We start from the raw sequence: 17,315 nt of genomic DNA, 5'->3' as shown, positions 1-17,315 counted from the left end.
CTGCTATGCTCCATAGTGCTGCTCTGTTGCAATAATACTATAACTTTAATTTTGGATAGTGTGCGATGACCTGCGCTTTTATACTCAACGACGATACTATCCTTTGCCAACAAACGCCTGATGGTATGCGTCCTTTGTCCGTAGCGCTGCCACATTTAGAGGATGCTAATAGCAGCGAGGCGCCAAAGTATCAGCTTGGTCGCGTGCAACTCTTTGAGAGTGTGGCGCCTCATCACAGGCTCCCTAAGCACTATAGCGCAGTTAGATCTGATGATGTCTCTGATAGCACAACGTCTTACATGGTAGCCTATGAGAATGCAGCTGAGACGATAGCGATTAGTTATGACTACGCACTTGCTCATAATATTAAGCTGCCCTTAACCGACACAACTGCGTTTGTGGCTTATCGTCAGCTGATAACCGAGTTGCCAGCCGCCCTTTGCGATCAGCTCAGTCAAGCCATGCAGTTATTGCGCTGGCAAGCAGATACCCAATTCTGTAGTCGCTGCGCCGCTCCCGTTATATTAGCCGCGCAAAACGATCGCTCTATGGTATGTCCCATCTGCAATTTGCGTCAGTATCCTCGCGTACAGCCTTGTGTTATCACAGCTATCACTCGCCCTAACCCTAGTACAGGTGAGACGCAGATACTATTGGCGCATCATCATCGCTACGGTACCCTCAAGCTGCCTTTGCAATATGGCTTGATTGCAGGATTCGTCGAAGTAGGCGAAAGCTTGGAGCATGCGGTCGTGCGTGAAGTTGGCGAGGAGGTTGGCATTACTCTTAAAGATATTGCCTATGTCAGTAGTCAGCCTTGGCCTTATCCTTCTAATTTGATGCTTGGCTTTCGTGCCTCTTATGTAGGCGGTGATATTGTGCTCCAAGAAGATGAACTCTCTCATGCAGATTTCTTTGATCTCTCAAACTTGCCAAAAATACCTGCAAAAGGCAGTATTGCTTACAATCTTATTGCTCAAATTGCGCACGAAGAAGGCGTTAGTCTGTAGCCGCTATTTATATATTTTTACGTTTGACAATCTGCATTTAGCTATCAACGCTCATGCTATCTTTAGATCCAAAGTCAGCAAGGTTATTATTCGATGTCAACCATTACCCGTCTCGATCATCTCCCTATTTTGTTTGATACCTTAGCTTTAGACGAGCAGCCTATAGAGGTTCAAGAGACTATTGCCCGTATTGATGCCTGCCTGCCGCAGACTCAGTGCGGCCTATGCGAGCATCCTGATGGCTGCCTGCCTTATGCTACTGCCATCGTTACAGGCAATGAACCCTTTAATAAATGCGTACCAGGCGGTCAGCCAGTCACAGATGCAATTAGACAAATACTGACCTCTATCGATGAGCAACAATCGCTAACGGCTGCGCCATCGCAGTGGCCAATCGATGTGCGCTCAGAGCGACCCACTGAAGTACGCGCAATCATTCGTGAGGATGACTGTATCGGCTGTACCAAATGCATTCCCGCCTGCCCTGTCGACGCTATCGTTGGTACCGGTAAGCATATGCATACGATATTTACTGATCTATGCACAGGCTGCGAGTTATGTATCGCGCCATGTCCTGTTGACTGCATTGATTTGGTTGTAGTGGACAGGCAGCTATCAGCGTCACAGCGCATGCAAGAGCAAGACGATTTGCGCCATCGTTATCACACGCATCTAAATCGCGTGACTCGCCAGCTCATGGGTAGTCGTAACCAAAAGCCTGTTGTCAGCATGATGGAGGCCAAGCTCAATAACGCCGCCACGCAGACCCTAGATATCAGTGAGCAGCAAGCAAAAAACACCATTGCCGCCGCCAAGTTACGTAGCAAAATCAAAAAGCTTGAAAAACAGCTTAGCGCGCGCCCTAATGCCTCAAAACAAGCTGAGCTAGAAGCGCTACAAAGTGAGCTCGCGCAGCTTTGAATGCTCTACTTTAGCTGTTAAGTGCATAAATTGAATGTATCCAAAAATTAAATAAAGACCCTTGATATGAGCAAAACAGTCAAACACAAAACCGCTGACACGCCGCCATCACGGCGTATGCCCAATCGTGATGTGCGACCTTTTTTTGAAAAGCTAGCGGCAACGATTGAAGACCCTGTCACCGAACTGCGCTTTGAGAGTAATTTTGAGCTGCTCATCGCAGTTATTCTCTCAGCACAAGCGACAGATATCAGCGTTAATATTGCCACCGATCAGCTATATCCTGTAGCCAACACCCCTAAAGCGATTTTGGAATTAGGCGAAGAAGGACTAAAGCCTTATATTAAAAACATCGGTCTATATAATGCCAAAGCCAAAAACATTATCAAGACCTGCCGTGATTTGATTGATAAATTTGATAGCCAAGTGCCTGATAACCGTAAAGATCTTGAGTCATTAGCAGGCGTCGGGCGTAAGACGGCGAACGTTGTTCTTAACACCGGTTTTGGTCAGCCTACCATGGCGGTCGACACTCATATCTTTCGCGTAGGCAATCGTACAGGGCTTGCCACGGGCAAAAATGTGCTGATCGTTGAGCAAAAGCTGGTCGAGCGTATACCTGAGGATATGATGATGGACGCGCATCACTATCTTATCTTGCATGGGCGCTATACCTGTCAAGCGCGTACACCTAAATGCGGTGCGTGTCCTGTCTTTGTAGAGTGTATGTTTAAAGATAAACTGGCGTTTTTAGAATTATAGCTTATGTCTAACTAAAGTCCGTTTGATACCTGCAAAGTGTATCGTCAACATCACGTTACGTCATAGTCCTATCCACCGCTAGAGTTTTGGCGCGATACACGGTAAAATGTGCTAATTTTTTGCGTCATTTTTATCCTATATTTTGATATACCTTTACTAATGACTGAGTTTGTAGACTCCAGTCCTTACCATTAAGCGACCCTATTATGCGTGAATACAGTTTATTTACTTCAGAATCCGTGAGCGAAGGTCATCCTGACAAGATGGCTGACCAAATATCAGATGCCATTCTTGATGCTATTCTGCGTGAAGACTTACAAGCGCGCGTCGCCTGCGAGACTCTTGTCAAAACAGGTGCGGTTGTTTTAGCGGGCGAGATTACTACGACCGCCAATATCGATATCGAGCGTCTCGTTCGTGATACGGTCAATGGTATCGGCTATCATCACTCAGACTTAGGATTCGATGGCGAGACTTGCGCGGTGATCAATATGATCGGCAAACAGTCTCCTGAGATTGCTCAAGGCGTTGACCGCACTGATCCTGAAGAGCAAGGCGCAGGTGATCAAGGGCTTATGTTCGGCTATGCCAGTAACGAGACTGACGTCTTGATGCCAGCTCCCATCGAATACGCCCATCGTCTTATGCAGCGCCAGTCTGAGCTGCGCCGCGCAGGCGATCTGCCATGGCTGCGCCCTGATGCCAAAGCGCAAGTTACTCTCAAATACGATGGCAGTCGCCCTGTGGCTATCGATGCGGTCGTCCTCTCCACCCAGCATGATCCTAGTATCTCGCAAAGCGATTTGCAAGAAGCTATCATGGAGAATATTATCAAGCAGGTACTGCCCGCTGAGCTACTACACGCAGGAACCCGCTATCATATTAACCCAACGGGCAAGTTCGTTATCGGCGGCCCTGTTGGAGACGCGGGGCTCACAGGTCGCAAGATTATCGTCGATACTTATGGCGGTATGGCGCGTCACGGCGGCGGTGCTTTTAGTGGAAAAGATCCCTCAAAAGTCGATCGCAGCGCTGCTTATGCGGTACGTTATGTCGCCAAAAACATCGTCGCTGCAGGTCTAGCTGAGCGCTGTGAAGTACAAGTGAGTTACGCTATCGGTGTCGCTGAGCCGACGTCTATCTCGGTCAATACCTTTGGAACGAGCAAGATCAGTAACGATGAGATTATTCGCTTGATTCGCACGCATTTTGATCTGCGCCCTTACGGTATTACGCGTATGCTTAACTTGCTCCAACCTATGTACCAGCAAACGGCGACTTTTGGACACTTTGGTCGCCCAGGCTCTGAGACCGCCTTTACTTGGGAAAAAACAGACAAAGCCGATATTTTAAAAGCAGATGCCGGTTTGTAAATTTTATAATGCTCATACTACCCTTATTAGGAGTCCCTTATGTCACAAGATAATGTTCAAAATCATGACCCTATTCAGCAAGATGGTTTAAATACAGACAACACTGTCGAGATTACTCCTGAGATGCAGGCGTTTTATCAGCGTGCTGACGCTATCATTGGCGTGGCTAACAGCCAGCTAGGTCCAGACGCACATTCGGGTCAAGTAGGCGCATCACTACTATACGCCGCTGCCCGTTATAGCGCTTCAGTCGCCTCTATTGGCTTCGTTAAGGGTGAAGATTTTGCCAAAGAAAAAGACGATATTGTTGAGTTCTATGTCAAACAGTATCGCCAAATGCTCAGCGATAACTTAACGGATTACGCTCAGAACTTTGATAACTACGTACAGCTTAACCAAGATGATAAGTCTGCTAAATAACGTCAAAAATCACAAGCACCATCAAAAACAGCCTATTCTCATAATAGGCTGTTTTTTTGTCTGTCGTAAATGGCTTGATTACTCATAACTCACTGCTAGTGAAAATTTCTTACTAACCATACAAAAAAATGCCCAGCTTATAAAAGCTAGGCATTAATCAATAAAAGCTATAATTTATATTTAAACGTCTTTATCGATCGGAGGCGGTCCGTCTAGTAGCTCTTCATCGCGGAACTCATTGGCTGAATTATGCTCAGCGGATTCTTCGGTGATAAACCACTGCTGATTACGATAAAGTATCAAGCGATCACGGCTTAGACCGCGCAAAAGCGAGTACATCATAATCAAAATAACAATGGCAAAAGGAAACCCTGAGACAATGGATGCCGCCTGCAAGGCTCCTAGCCCGCCTGCTGCCAATAGTACTGCAGCGATAACACCTTCTGTACCTGCCCAAAACAGTCGCTGAATCTTTGGCGGATTGGTATCACCACCTGAGGTCAGCATGTCAATGACAAAGCTGGCAGAATCTGATGAGGTAACAAACCAGAGTACGATCATCACGATAATCAAGAAGGATACCGCTTCAGTCAGGGGATAAAATTCCATTAATGCAAAGATCGCACTACCACTGTCTGCGCGTACAGCATCAACCAAACCTGGACTCATAATAGCAGGATCAGCTGCCGCCATAAGCTCCATATTGACCGCAGCACCGCCAAAAGCGGTAAACCAGATAAATAGTATGGTAACTGGTATCAATAACACGCCTAAGATAAACTCACGAATCGTACGACCACGAGAGATACGTGCAACGAATACACCAACGAATGGTGACCAGCTAATCCACCAAGCCCAGTAAAAAATAGTCCAATACTGCTGCCAATTCTCTTCACCTTCATACGATTCTGTCCATAACCCTAATGGTATGGCTTGATGTAGATAATTACCGATATTCTCGACGAAGCTATTAAGGATAAACTGCGTCGGGCCCAAGATAATCACAAAACTCAGTAGCACGATCGTCAAGAATATATTGATATCACTTAAGCGCTTGATACCCTTATCTAGTCCCAAGAACAGTGACATCCCTGCAAATACAGTAATCACAGCAATCAACACAATCTGCGTAGTAATATTATTTGGGATACCAAACAAGGTATCAAGACCTGAATTGATCTGTAATACCCCAAGCCCTAGCGTCGTTACCACACCGAACATCGTACCAAATACCGCTAGGGTATCGACCGTATGACCCATAGGGCCATAAATCTTTTTGCCGATTAGCGGATAAAGCGTTGAGCGAATGGCTAAGGGCAAGCCAACGCGGTAATGAAAATAAGCCAGTGCTAAAGCGACAATGCCATAAATGGCCCAGACATGAAAACCATAATGCAAGAATGAGATATTCATCGCAAGCTTGGCAGCTTCAATGGTCTCAGGATCACCAAGTGGCGGCGCCATATAATGGTATAGCGGCTCAGCGGTACCCCAATACAATAGCCCAATACCGATACCTGCTGAGAACAGCATACCGATCCAGGATATCAGGTTGTATTCAGGTCTCTCGGTTTGATGGCCCAGCCGAATATCACCGTAGCGGCTAAAGATAAGATACACACTCATCAAGAGCGCCAGATTGACCACGACAATAAAGAACCAACCAAAGCGTATTGATACAAAAGCTTTGGCTTCGTTAAAAACAATTTCTGCTTGCTCATTGAATAATGCACCAAAGATAATGAAGACAATAATCAAAATCGCAGAAGTCAAAAATACAGGTTTATTTACCCGCGGAAAAGGCCCTAATCGGCCAACTTTTACATGATCCATAGGGGTTCCAAAAGTTAAAATTGCGTCACCATACCAAGGTATGAGCCAATTATCAAATTTAACGCTAACCTAACAGTGTTAGCTTTATTAAAAATACTAGTGAAACATTCAAGTTTGTTTTATCAAATGACCAAAGCAAACTTAAATATTTGACAAAAAATAGACCCTAATTTACCTATAAATTAGGGTCTAAACGCTATGATGAATACTTAGTCACCTTTAACGATCTTTGGTGGCCCTTTTAGTAGATGCTCATCAGTGAACTCATTAGCTGTATTATGATCAATAGACTCATCAGTAATGAAACGCTGCTGCGCACGATAAAGAATCAAGCGATCACGGCCAAGACCACGCCACAAGGCATACATCATGACAAAGATGACGATAGCAAAGGGTAGTCCTGCTACAATAGCCGCCGCTTGCAATGCACCAAGCCCACCTGCAGCGAGCAAAATTGCGGCAATAAAGCCTTCCATCGTTGCCCAAAACAGACGCTGAATCTTTGGTGGATTGGTATCGCCGCCTGCGGTGAGCATGTCAATGACAAAGCTTGCAGAGTCAGACGAGGTTACAAACCACAAAACAATCATAATGACAATCAGTAGAGTAAGTGGTTTCGTTAACGGATAATACTCAACCAACTTAAAGATTGCGCTACCTGTATCTGCTTGTACGGCCTCTATTAGTCCAGGGCTTACTAGAGCAGGATTAAGGGCAGCAAGTAGCTCCATATGGATAGCTACGCCACCAAAAGCTGTGAACCAAAAGAACAAAATAGTCATCGGTATCAGTAGCACACCCAAAGTGAACTCACGAATAGTACGACCGCGAGAGATACGCGCTATAAATACACCAACGAATGGTGCCCAGCTTACCCACCATGCCCAATAAAATATCGTCCAACCGCTCTGCCAATCAGTACCGCTATACGACTCGCCCCAAAAACTAAGTGGAACCACTGCCGCTAGGTAATTACCGATATTTTCAAAGAAGCTATCAAAGATAAATAGTGTTGGGCCTAAAATGACCATGAATGCTAATAGCAAACCTGTCAAACCCATGTTGATATCACTCAAGCGCTTGATACCTTTATCAAGTCCAAGCATCAAAGAACCACAAGCAAGCAGAGTAATAAAGGCAATGATCGCAAATTGCACACCAAGACTATTAGGAAGACCAAATAGGTTTTCAAGTCCTGAGTTGATCTGCATGACCCCTAAACCTAAAGAGGTCACAACGCCAAACATCGTACCAAATACTGCTAAGATATCAACAGTATGGCCCCAGCGCCCGTAGATTCTTTGACCTAATATTGGGTATAGCGTTGAGCGAATAGAGAGTGGCAATCCACGTCTAAAGTGGAAGTAAGCCAATGATAGCGCGACAATGGTGTAGATTGCCCAAGCATGAAGTCCCCAATGCAAGAACGAGATATTCATCGCCTGTTTGGCCGCCTCCATAGTCTCAGGTTCAGCCATTGGCGGCGCCATATAATGGTATAACGGCTCAGCAGTACCCCAATAAACCAGACCGATACCGATACCCGCTGAGAATAGCATGCCGATCCAAGACCCCAGACTGTACTGCGGTCGCTCGGTTTGCTGACCCAAACGTATATCGCCGTAGCGACTTGCTATAAGATAAATACAAAAGACTAAAGCCACATTCATAAGTAGAATGAAGAACCAGCCAAAGTTAGTCGTAATAAAGCTTTGCAGATAACTAAAAAGCGCACCAGCAGTTTCAGTGAAAAATGCGCCAAAAATAATAAAACCAACAATGAGAATACTCGATGTGATGAAGACGGGCTTGTTTACCCTAGGAAAAGGGCCAAGCCTTTCAACTTTTACATGATCCATTCGCTAAGTAACCTTAATTTTTTAGGAGTTTTACCTTAACAAGATAACGCACAACTATCAAATATAAACCAAGTACTTACAAGTCCTTATTGAATAGAAACAAACCTCAATATCATCAACTAAAAACATTGTTTCACTATTAATAAAACTACTACTCTATTAAAACAGTAGCAGTGTGATTGAGCGATAGTATTGTTATTGGGGCAATAGCTGTAGCAATCTGCCATCATCGCCATCCTCAAGCAGCCATACCTGACCCTCTACGGTTGTCACATTACGAATTCTTGCGCCCATATCATAGCGATAGCGCTCACTGGCACTGCCTGCCGCGTCCATATCAACAACAATAAGCGCTTTGGAGGATAATCCACTCATCAAAGCCTTGCCCTGCCAGGCTGGAAAGTCGTTTTGACTGCCTGAGGTGTAGATACTTAGAGATGATGGTGAAATAACAGGCGTCCAAGAGACTTTAGGCGGCTCAAATTCAGGACGAGTATCATGATCGGGTATGTCTGTACCAGAATAATTACGACCGTTTGAGACCACAGGCCAGCCATAGTTATTGCCCTTGACGATCAAATTATACTCATCACCGCCGCGAGGTCCCATCTCGTTACTCCATAGTCGGCCCGACTCATCGAACGCCATACCGAGTACATTTCGATGACCCGTACTCCAAAACTGGGCGCTGATGTCGTTGTTGTTGGCATAAGGATTGTCACTAGGGATAGTCCCGTCAGGATGCAAGCGGATAATTTTGCCAAGATTCAAGCTCATATCTTGCGCAGGCTGTTTTTCTTGGCGATCGCCTGAGCTGATATAAAGGTAGCGTCCATCAGGTGAGAACAACAAGCGATGACTATAATGTCCTTGCCCATCGATTTTTTTGTTTTGCTGCCAGATAGTGCTGATGTTTTGTAGACTTGGCTTATCGGTATCTAAACCGCTAAGCGTCGCTTTGATAACCCTTGCCCCATATTTATTACTATCAGCACCACTACCCGCTTCGGCATGACTGATATAAATGGCATTAGTCATCCTAAAATCTGGCGCTAAAGTCACATCTCCTAAGCCGCCTTGTCCGCCATAAGCCACCTCTGGCACACCTGCGACTTGGGTTTTGGCTCCCGTCTGCGTATCGACTACAAGCAATTCACCTGACTTTTGCGTGACTAGTAACTCAAGCGCGTCATTTCCTGTTTTTGGTAGTGCAGTCATCGCCCATGGCTCATTAAAGGTGGCGACAGCTTTAGTCGTAAATTCAGGTTTTTCAGTATCATTGGCTTGCGACATGCTCGCTGAGCTACTTTGCTCCATATTGGCTGTTGTCGGTTCAGAGCAAGCGGCTGTACTTATTAGTAATGCGGCTATGGCTAGTGGTGCGCTATTATATTTGCTATAAATGGTCATAATATTTATCCCTATTTATTTTTAGGTAAAATTGACTATATTTCTAATATAGCAAGCAAGAGCACAATTGGCGTACAGATTATGTTTTTCTATAAAAAACCCCTTAACTGCGCTCGCAGATAAGGGGTTTGGGATAATACTATCGGTACGATTAACTGACTCGCAATTTACCAAAGGTCAGCTTGTCATTAGCATCGACTTCAACTTTGATGATATCTCCTGCGACAAAATCACCAGCTAAGAGCTTCATCGATAGTGGATTTTCGATCTCTTGCTGAATGGCACGTTTCAGTGGACGCGCACCATAGACTGGATCATAACCAACTGCGACAAGCTTGTTCATCGCATCATGTGACAACTCGATATCGAGCTCACGCTCATGCAAGCGCTGACGTAATCTATCAATCTGAATCTCAGCGATACCCGCCATCTGCGACATACCGAGCGGATGGAAGACCACGATCTCATCAATACGGTTGACAAACTCTGGACGAAAATGCTGCCCGACTGACTCCATAACCTCAGATTTGATATCCTCGTAACTCTCACCAACCATCTCTTGAATCTTATGTGAACCTAAGTTACTGGTCATGATAATAACGGTATTTTTAAAGTCTACAACGCGGCCTTGCGAATCGGTCAAACGCCCATCATCTAACACTTGTAGCAAGATATTGAACACATCAGGATGCGCTTTTTCGACCTCATCAAACAAGATGACGCTATAGGGCTTACGGCGTACCGCTTCGGTCAGTGTACCGCCTTCTTCATAACCGACATATCCTGGAGGCGCGCCCACCAAACGGCTAACGCTATGCTTCTCCATATACTCACTCATATCGATACGCACGATAGCGTCCTGAGAGTCAAATAAGAAGTTGGCAAGCGACTTGGTCAGCTCTGTTTTACCAACACCTGTGGGCCCTAAGAATAAAAACGAGCCAGAAGGACGGTTGGGGTCAGATAGACCTGCGCGGCTACGGCGTACCGCATTAGCCACCGCTTCGACGGCTTCGTCTTGACCGATAACGCGCTCATGGAGTTTATCTTCCATAGCGATCATTTTGTCGCGCTCGCCTTGCATCATTTTGCTCACAGGGATACCTGTAGCTGCGGCAACGACTTCAGCGATTTCGTTATCGGTGACTTTATTACGTAGTAGTTTAGCACCTGCAGGCTCACCGGCTTGCTCTTTTTGTTCAGCCAAATCCGACTCGTTGATACGGCGCTCAAGCTGCGGGATGGTCTCATATTGCAGCTTACTCATGGTCTCGTAATCGCCTTCGCGGCTGGCTTTATCATAAGCGATACGGGCTTTATCTAGCTCATCTTTGAGCTGTTGACTGCCTTTGACCAGTGCCTTTTCAGCTTGCCACACTTCATTAAGATCAGCGTATTCTTTTTCAAGCTCGTCGATTTGCATATCGAGCATTTTGCGTTCTGCTTGCGCGCCTGCATCTTCTTCGTTTTTGAGTACTTCACGCTGCATTTTAAGCTGTATCAAGCGGCTATCGAGCTTACCTAGCGCTTCAGGTTTGCTATCCATCTCCATACGTAGACGACTGGCGGCCTCATCGATTAAATCAATCGCTTTGTCAGGCAGTTTGCGATCTGTGATATAGCGATGACTCATACGCGCCGCAGCGATAATGGCGCTATCTTGAATATCGACACCATGATGCAGCTCATAACGCTCTTTGAGACCGCGCAAGATGGCGATAGTGTCCTCGACGGTTGGCTCATCGACGAGTACCTTTTGGAATCGACGCTCAAGCGCGGCATCTTTTTCGATGTATTTGCGGTATTCATCCAATGTAGTTGCACCAACGCAGTGTAGCTCACCGCGAGCCAGCGCAGGTTTTAGCATGTTACCGGCGTCCATTGCACCCTCAGACTTACCCGCACCGACCATCGTATGCAGCTCATCGATAAATAAGATAACGTTGCCCTCTTGCTTAGCTAGATCACTGAGCACCGCTTTGAGACGCTCTTCGAATTCACCGCGAAATTTAGCGCCTGCGATTAGCGCGCCTAAATCAAGTGACAACACTTCTTTACGGCGTAGTCCTTCTGGCACATCACCATTGATGATTTTTTGCGCTAGACCCTCAACGATCGCGGTTTTACCGACGCCTGGCTCACCGATAAGTACCGGGTTATTTTTGGTGCGGCGTGAGAGCACCTGAATGGTACGACGAATCTCTTCATCACGGCCAATCACGGGATCAAGCTTACCGGCCTCAGCTTGCTGCGTTAAATTAATCGTGTACTTGTTAAGCGCATCACGCTGATCTTCGGCGTTTTGACTATCAACCGTATCATCACCGCGCAATTGCTCAATGACGTCTTTCATTTTGCTAGCCGTAACGCCTGCACTCTCGAATATTTTTTTGGTTTCGCCTTGCTCCGCTAATGCCAAAAGCACCCATTCGGTCGCGATAAAATCATCACCCTCTTTTTGCGCTTGACGATCTGCCAAGTTCAAGATTTTGACCGAGTTTGGGTTTAGGTTAACGTCCCCTGTGGGATCGCTAATGGTCGCTTGGCTATCTAACGCTTTGGCGACGCCGTTTTTGAGCGCAGGAATGGACGCACCTGCCTGCTGACATATGGACAAATTCGACTCATCTTGTAATAAGACAGCCAGTAGATGCACGGGATCTATGCCGGTATGGTCATGACCTAGAGCGAGGCTCTGCGCTTCTTGTATAGCGGTTTGCAACTTTTGCGTAAATTTTTCGAATCTCATAAAGTATCCTCTAATAATAAATGGCTAGCCGCGACTTTTATAAGTATGTAATGACGCCGCTAACCTTGGGTTGCTATCTATATAAGGGACAAAGGAGATGATTTCAACTCCCAATTAGCCCTTGTCAATAATAAATAATGACTTTATAGTGTGAGGGCCAAAGCAGATGATATATAGCTTTGATTAAAACCCTACCAAAAACAATGATATCAAGCTTATATTATTAATAGGTATACCGCGCAAATTTTCAAGCAAGATATTGAAAGAAGAGATAAGTTTTAAACAGACGTTTTTTTATCGATAACTCAGTTAGGCTAAAAATATCTATTCTACAATCTCGATCGTTGTGCCAAGGGTGATGAGATCCATGATTTCGTCCATTTCATCATTAGTGACTGCAATACAGCCGTCCGTCCAGTTACGCTGCTGATTGTACCAAGCCAAATCGCCTAGCCCATTCATTTGCCCATGAATCATGATGTCACCGCCTGCACTGACGCCAAGAGCTTCAGCGCGTGCCTTGTCCGCACTATTTGGATAGCTGATATGAATAGAGCGATAGGCGATGGAGTTCTCGTTTTTGTAGTCGAGCGTATAAGTACCGACTGGCGTGCGCTCATCGCCCTCTTGCTGCTTATGTCCGACGGGATTTTCTCCTAAGGCGATATGATAGGATTTGATGACTCTATCACCGTCCAGCAGTTGCATAGTGCGCTCGGACTTATCGACGAAGACTTTATCAATCGCTACGTTACTTGGAATAGCAATTGTACTGGCATACGAGCCTTGAGTGCGAAAAGGGGTTTTGTCATAACGAACCAGACCGATGATACCCGCAGCGACTAGACCGATAGCAAAAAGAGCAAGCACCCTGATCTTGGGATGCTTGCTCTTGCTTGGCTGGCTGATGGTATTGGTAGAGAGTGACACAAAGAATCTACTTTATCTAAGAATAATGATAAATATAGCAAACAAAATAAGATTTCTGTATGTAAAAACGATGAAGGTTAAGTGAAGAAAGAGTAGTGTCTCTTTAAAAATTTGCCTCCAAACGATTTACACCATACGAATAGCGCCATCTAAACGTATTACTTCGCCATTAAGATAAGCGTTGTCGATGATATGAGTGACCAATTTGGCAAATTCATTTGGGTCGCCTAAACGCTTGGGATACGGTACGGCGGCCTCTAATTGTTCGCGCGCCTTTTCAGGGATCGTATTCATCATCGGCGTCGCAAATACGCCCGGCGCAATGGTCATCACCCGAATACCGTGACGAGTCAGCTCACGTGCCAGCGGCAACATCATACCAACCACACCTGCCTTTGATGAGGCGTAACTTGCCTGCCCGACTTGACCGTCAAAGGCTGCGATAGAGGCGGTGTTGATAATGATGCCGTTATCTGTGTTTTTTTCGTTGTCAGGACTAGCGTTGGCCGCTGTGCGCTTAGCGATACTAGAAGCCACTAAACGTGCGACATTGAACGAGCCAACTTGGTTAATAGTGACGCCGCGAGTGAACTGCTCAAGATCAGCTGGATTATTATCACGATCGAGCAGCTTTTGTACCACGGCGATACCTGCACAATTGATAGAGCCTTGTAAGCCACCAAATGCTTGTTCTGCTAAATCAACAGCCGCTTGTACCTCATTGCCGCTCGTCACGTCACAACGGGCAAAGCGAGCTTTGTCTCCTAATTCACTGACCAAGTCTTGTCCTGCTGACTCATTGAGATCAGCGATGACGACATTGCCACCTTGAGCCACAAGCGCTCGAACCACTGACTCGCCAAGTCCTGAAGCGCCGCCTGTGACCAAAAAGCTATTATCTTTAACTTGCATATTATTTCCTTATTTATATTTTAAATTTTGAATAGGTGATATTTATTCGGCTGACAGACTACTCTGCCGACAAGCTACGCAGCAAAAACCGCTGTATCTTACCGCTTGGCGTTTTTGGCAATGCGCTAACGAACTCAATCTCGCGTGGATAAGCATGAGTCGATAGGCGCGCGCGTACCAAGTCTTTTATTTGCTGAGCAATCTCATCACTACCTGTTATGCCATCTTTGAGTACCACGAACGACTTGATATTGTGACCGCGTATCTCATCAGGGACACCGACCGCTGCCGATTCGGCAACAGCGTCATGCTCCATAACCATATTTTCGACATCGGTCGGACCGACGCGATAACCTGCGGTGGTGATAATGTCATCGTCGCGCCCTGAGAACCAATACGTCCCATCGCTATGACGCTCGACCACATCCCCTGTCAGGTAGTAATCCTCAAAGAACGCCTGCTTTTCATTCCAACTATAACCTGGGAAATAAAACGCGGGCGACTGACTGACTACCACGGCCAATTGACCTTGGTCACCATCAGGCAGCACTTGCATATCGTCATCTAAGACTACTAGTGTATGCCCCGGCAATGCCATGCCCATAGAACCTACTGGGCAATCATGATCGAGAGCATGATGCTCGCAGCACGTCATGCCTGTCTCTGTCTGCCCGTACTGATCACAGACTTTGCAGCCTAAATGACTCTCAATCCAGCTCACCACTTCGGTATTTAGGGTCTCGCCTGCCGAGTTAGCGCAGCGTAAGGATAACTCGTTAGCAGAATCGCTAGAGGTTTCAAACACGCCGCTTGATTTCATCATACGATACGCGGTTGGTGAGGAGGCAAGGTTGGTAATCTTGTGGCGTAGCATAAAGTCGCGAGTGTTGGTCGCATCAAAGCCTGCTTCATTAAAGTAAGTGGTTACGCCCATTAGTAGCGGCCCTGTAATCGCATAATACAAGCCATATGCCCAGCCAGGATCAGCCATATTCCAGTAGTGATCGTCCTCGCGTAGGTCAATGGCATAACGCATATAGAGATAAAACGCAGGAAGCGCCGATAAAGGCACGCTCACACCTTTTGATTTGCCAACAGTACCTGAGGTAAACATCTGTAGAAATGGCGCATCTGTATCTAGTTCGGCGGCAGCGATAGGTTCTGACTCAGACGCCATTTCGGCAAATTTTTCGTAATAATTGTCATCATTCCAAGTCTGCTCGTCAGTTGCACGCTCGACCAATACCATCTTAGTTCGCTTCGCTAAATCCTCAAACTTGCTGCGATTATCGTTGTCGGTAAAGACGACTTTGGTCGCAGCTTTGTCCATACGGTATTTGATAGAGTCATAACCAAAAGCGGTGAATAACGGCTGATATATCGCGCCCAAACGCCAAGTGGCCAGTACGATAACGAGTAGCTCAGGCGTACGCGGCAGCATAGTCGCTACCCTATCGCCTGCCTGTACGCCGTAAGACTTAAGGAGCTGAGCGATAGTATTGCTAGCATCATCAAGCTCGCCAAAGCTCATGCGGGTAATCTTGCCTGCGTTATCTTCGTGCACCAGTGCGGTATGCCCCCCGCGTCCATCACGTACATGACGACCGCAGCACGCGGTATAGGCATTGAGACGATCCTCGACATGAGTGCCAAAGATCTCTTCTAGTAAGGCATCCATAGTGAAGTTGTTATAATAATCAGTGTAGCTGATTGGTTGAGTATGATTGGCAGCGGTCATAAGCTAATCCTTTAGCAAAATAATGAACTAAAAATAAAGTCGTTATCAAAGTCTATACCGAATCTCTCACGGTAGCGACCTATTACCATTAACGTTTGTCTATTAATAACGCATTTGCATATTTATTTCAATACATACTGTCTCATTTTTATGCTGCTGAAGACAAGTCATCAGGGTTAGACGCTTTTAAAAAGTTAAGTAAAGCTTTCTCGTCTTGGCTTTGGAAGTTTTTGCTACGACCTTGGCGCGCCTGCTTATACGGCTCATAAAACTGCCCTGCCAAAAACTGCTCGATAACGCGCGGATGAATGTAGGATGCGCGGCAAACAGACGGCGTATTGCCCAGCTCATCAGCCACGTCTTTTACCATCTGCGTGACTAAGTCTTGACGCGCTTTACTATCAGGTGCACTTGCTAAGATCTCATCGCCCTCTTTACTTTGCAATACATCATATAAAAAGCTTGCCGCCAGCACACTTGCCATCCACGTACGAAAGTCCTTAGCGCTATAACGCTTGTCAGTACATCTGTCATCGCTATTGTTATTGTTACTTTCAGCGCATAAATGCTCACGCAAATAGTCATTGATATCGCCGCTATCAACCTCTTGTTTATCGCCGTTTTCATCTAAATACTTAAATATCTGATACCCTGGCAACTCAGAGCAGGCTTGTACAATCTCTATCAAGCGCTCGTCTTGCAGCTCGATATGATGCTCTTTAGCGCTTTTACCGACAAAATCAAAAGCGAGTCCCTCATCCGTTTCGCTTAGATGTTTGCTACGCAGAGTACTTAAACCATAGCTTTTATTGAGCTTGGCATAACGGCTATTGCCGACACGGATCAAGGTGGTCTCAAGCAGTTTGACTACAGCTGCGAGTACATTGGTACGCGATAATGACTCGGCTTCCAAATCTATCTCAACTTGTGCTCGCAGAAGAGGTAGCGCCTCGCCAAACCCTATCATCGCATCGAACTTAGCCTCATCGCGCACGTTGTTCCATGCGGGATGATACAAGTACTGTTTGCGCGCCTTGAGATCGCGTCCTGTCGATTGCAGATGTCCTTTGTCATCTTGGCATATCCAGACCTCAGTCCACATCGGCGGAATAACCAGCTCTTCAAAACGTCGGCGCAAGGCTTTGTCTTTGACCGTCTTGCCCGCCTCATCTCGATAAGTAAAGCCGCGACCCCAGCGTACTCGCGTAAATCCTGGCTCATCATCACTGACATAACGCAGCTTTGCGCGGCGAGCTAAGCGCTCATAATCGTGACGCAGATCGTCTATGACTTGCTCAGTCGCTGTTATCATGTGCTATACCCTTAAAAGTAAAGTTTATGAGCTTAATCATAGGTAAATATCTAATACGGCGCTGTGTGTTTGACGCACACAAAGTG

General features: G+C 46.1%; 13 protein-coding genes. 5 read left to right on the top strand and 8 right to left on the bottom strand.

What is annotated here, in order from left to right; genetic code table 11:
- The first annotated feature begins 65 nt into the window (after window positions 1–65).
- The 5 genes from nudC to ACTXGE_RS02975 all read left to right on the top strand — a co-directional run bounded on the left by nudC (window position 66) and on the right by ACTXGE_RS02975 (window position 4,486).
- Window positions 66–1,010 carry an NAD(+) diphosphatase gene (gene nudC / locus ACTXGE_RS02995; protein ID WP_443541886.1) on the top strand — a complete coding sequence of 315 codons (945 nt, stop codon included), beginning with the start codon at window positions 66–68 and terminating at the stop codon, window positions 1,008–1,010.
- A gap of 93 nt (window positions 1,011–1,103) precedes the next feature.
- Window positions 1,104–1,931, top strand: a complete 828-nt coding sequence (locus tag ACTXGE_RS02990) for an RnfABCDGE type electron transport complex subunit B (RefSeq protein WP_443541888.1) — start codon at window positions 1,104–1,106, stop codon at window positions 1,929–1,931.
- Between the two features lie 66 nt (window positions 1,932–1,997).
- Window positions 1,998–2,693, top strand: coding sequence for an endonuclease III (gene nth / locus ACTXGE_RS02985; RefSeq protein ID WP_443541890.1), 696 nt, complete (start codon window positions 1,998–2,000; stop codon window positions 2,691–2,693).
- Window positions 2,694–2,899: 206 nt separating this feature from the next.
- On the top strand, window positions 2,900–4,066 hold the full coding sequence (metK, locus tag ACTXGE_RS02980) for a methionine adenosyltransferase (protein ID WP_317198482.1): 1,167 nt from the start codon (window positions 2,900–2,902) through the stop codon (window positions 4,064–4,066).
- Window positions 4,067–4,105: 39 nt separating this feature from the next.
- Entirely contained in the window at window positions 4,106–4,486 is a 381-nt protein-coding gene (locus ACTXGE_RS02975) for a DUF3144 domain-containing protein (protein ID WP_317198483.1), read from the top strand.
- A gap of 180 nt (window positions 4,487–4,666) precedes the next feature.
- Here ACTXGE_RS02975 and ACTXGE_RS02970 read toward each other — a convergent pair whose 3' ends face one another.
- The 8 genes from ACTXGE_RS02970 to ACTXGE_RS02935 all read right to left on the bottom strand — a co-directional run bounded on the left by ACTXGE_RS02970 (window position 4,667) and on the right by ACTXGE_RS02935 (window position 17,229).
- A complete protein-coding gene (locus ACTXGE_RS02970) occupies window positions 4,667–6,319 on the bottom strand; it encodes a BCCT family transporter (RefSeq protein ID WP_443541892.1) in 1,653 nt (550 codons plus the stop codon).
- Window positions 6,320–6,528: 209 nt separating this feature from the next.
- On the bottom strand, window positions 6,529–8,178 hold the full coding sequence (locus tag ACTXGE_RS02965) for a BCCT family transporter (protein WP_443541894.1): 1,650 nt from the start codon (window positions 8,176–8,178) through the stop codon (window positions 6,529–6,531).
- A 195-nt stretch (window positions 8,179–8,373) separates the two neighbouring features.
- Window positions 8,374–9,588, bottom strand: coding sequence for a PQQ-dependent sugar dehydrogenase (locus ACTXGE_RS02960; RefSeq protein ID WP_443541896.1), 1,215 nt, complete (start codon window positions 9,586–9,588; stop codon window positions 8,374–8,376).
- A 151-nt stretch (window positions 9,589–9,739) separates the two neighbouring features.
- Window positions 9,740–12,337, bottom strand: coding sequence for an ATP-dependent chaperone ClpB (gene clpB / locus ACTXGE_RS02955; protein ID WP_443541898.1), 2,598 nt, complete (start codon window positions 12,335–12,337; stop codon window positions 9,740–9,742).
- A 324-nt stretch (window positions 12,338–12,661) separates the two neighbouring features.
- Entirely contained in the window at window positions 12,662–13,267 is a 606-nt protein-coding gene (locus tag ACTXGE_RS02950) for a L,D-transpeptidase family protein (RefSeq protein ID WP_443541900.1), read from the bottom strand.
- A gap of 126 nt (window positions 13,268–13,393) precedes the next feature.
- Window positions 13,394–14,179 (bottom strand): SDR family NAD(P)-dependent oxidoreductase, encoded by a 786-nt coding sequence (locus ACTXGE_RS02945; RefSeq protein WP_443541902.1) that lies wholly within the window; start codon window positions 14,177–14,179, stop codon window positions 13,394–13,396.
- A 58-nt stretch (window positions 14,180–14,237) separates the two neighbouring features.
- Window positions 14,238–15,917, bottom strand: coding sequence for an AMP-binding protein (locus tag ACTXGE_RS02940; RefSeq protein WP_443541903.1), 1,680 nt, complete (start codon window positions 15,915–15,917; stop codon window positions 14,238–14,240).
- Window positions 15,918–16,065: 148 nt separating this feature from the next.
- Window positions 16,066–17,229 (bottom strand): DNA topoisomerase IB, encoded by a 1,164-nt coding sequence (locus tag ACTXGE_RS02935; RefSeq protein WP_443541905.1) that lies wholly within the window; start codon window positions 17,227–17,229, stop codon window positions 16,066–16,068.
- Window positions 17,230–17,315: the final 86 nt, after the last annotated feature.

This window comes from Psychrobacter sp. T6-4, assembly GCF_052258425.1.
In the GTDB taxonomy this organism is placed as follows: domain Bacteria; phylum Pseudomonadota; class Gammaproteobacteria; order Pseudomonadales; family Moraxellaceae; genus Psychrobacter.
This window is presented reverse-complemented; position numbering and strand designations above follow the sequence as displayed.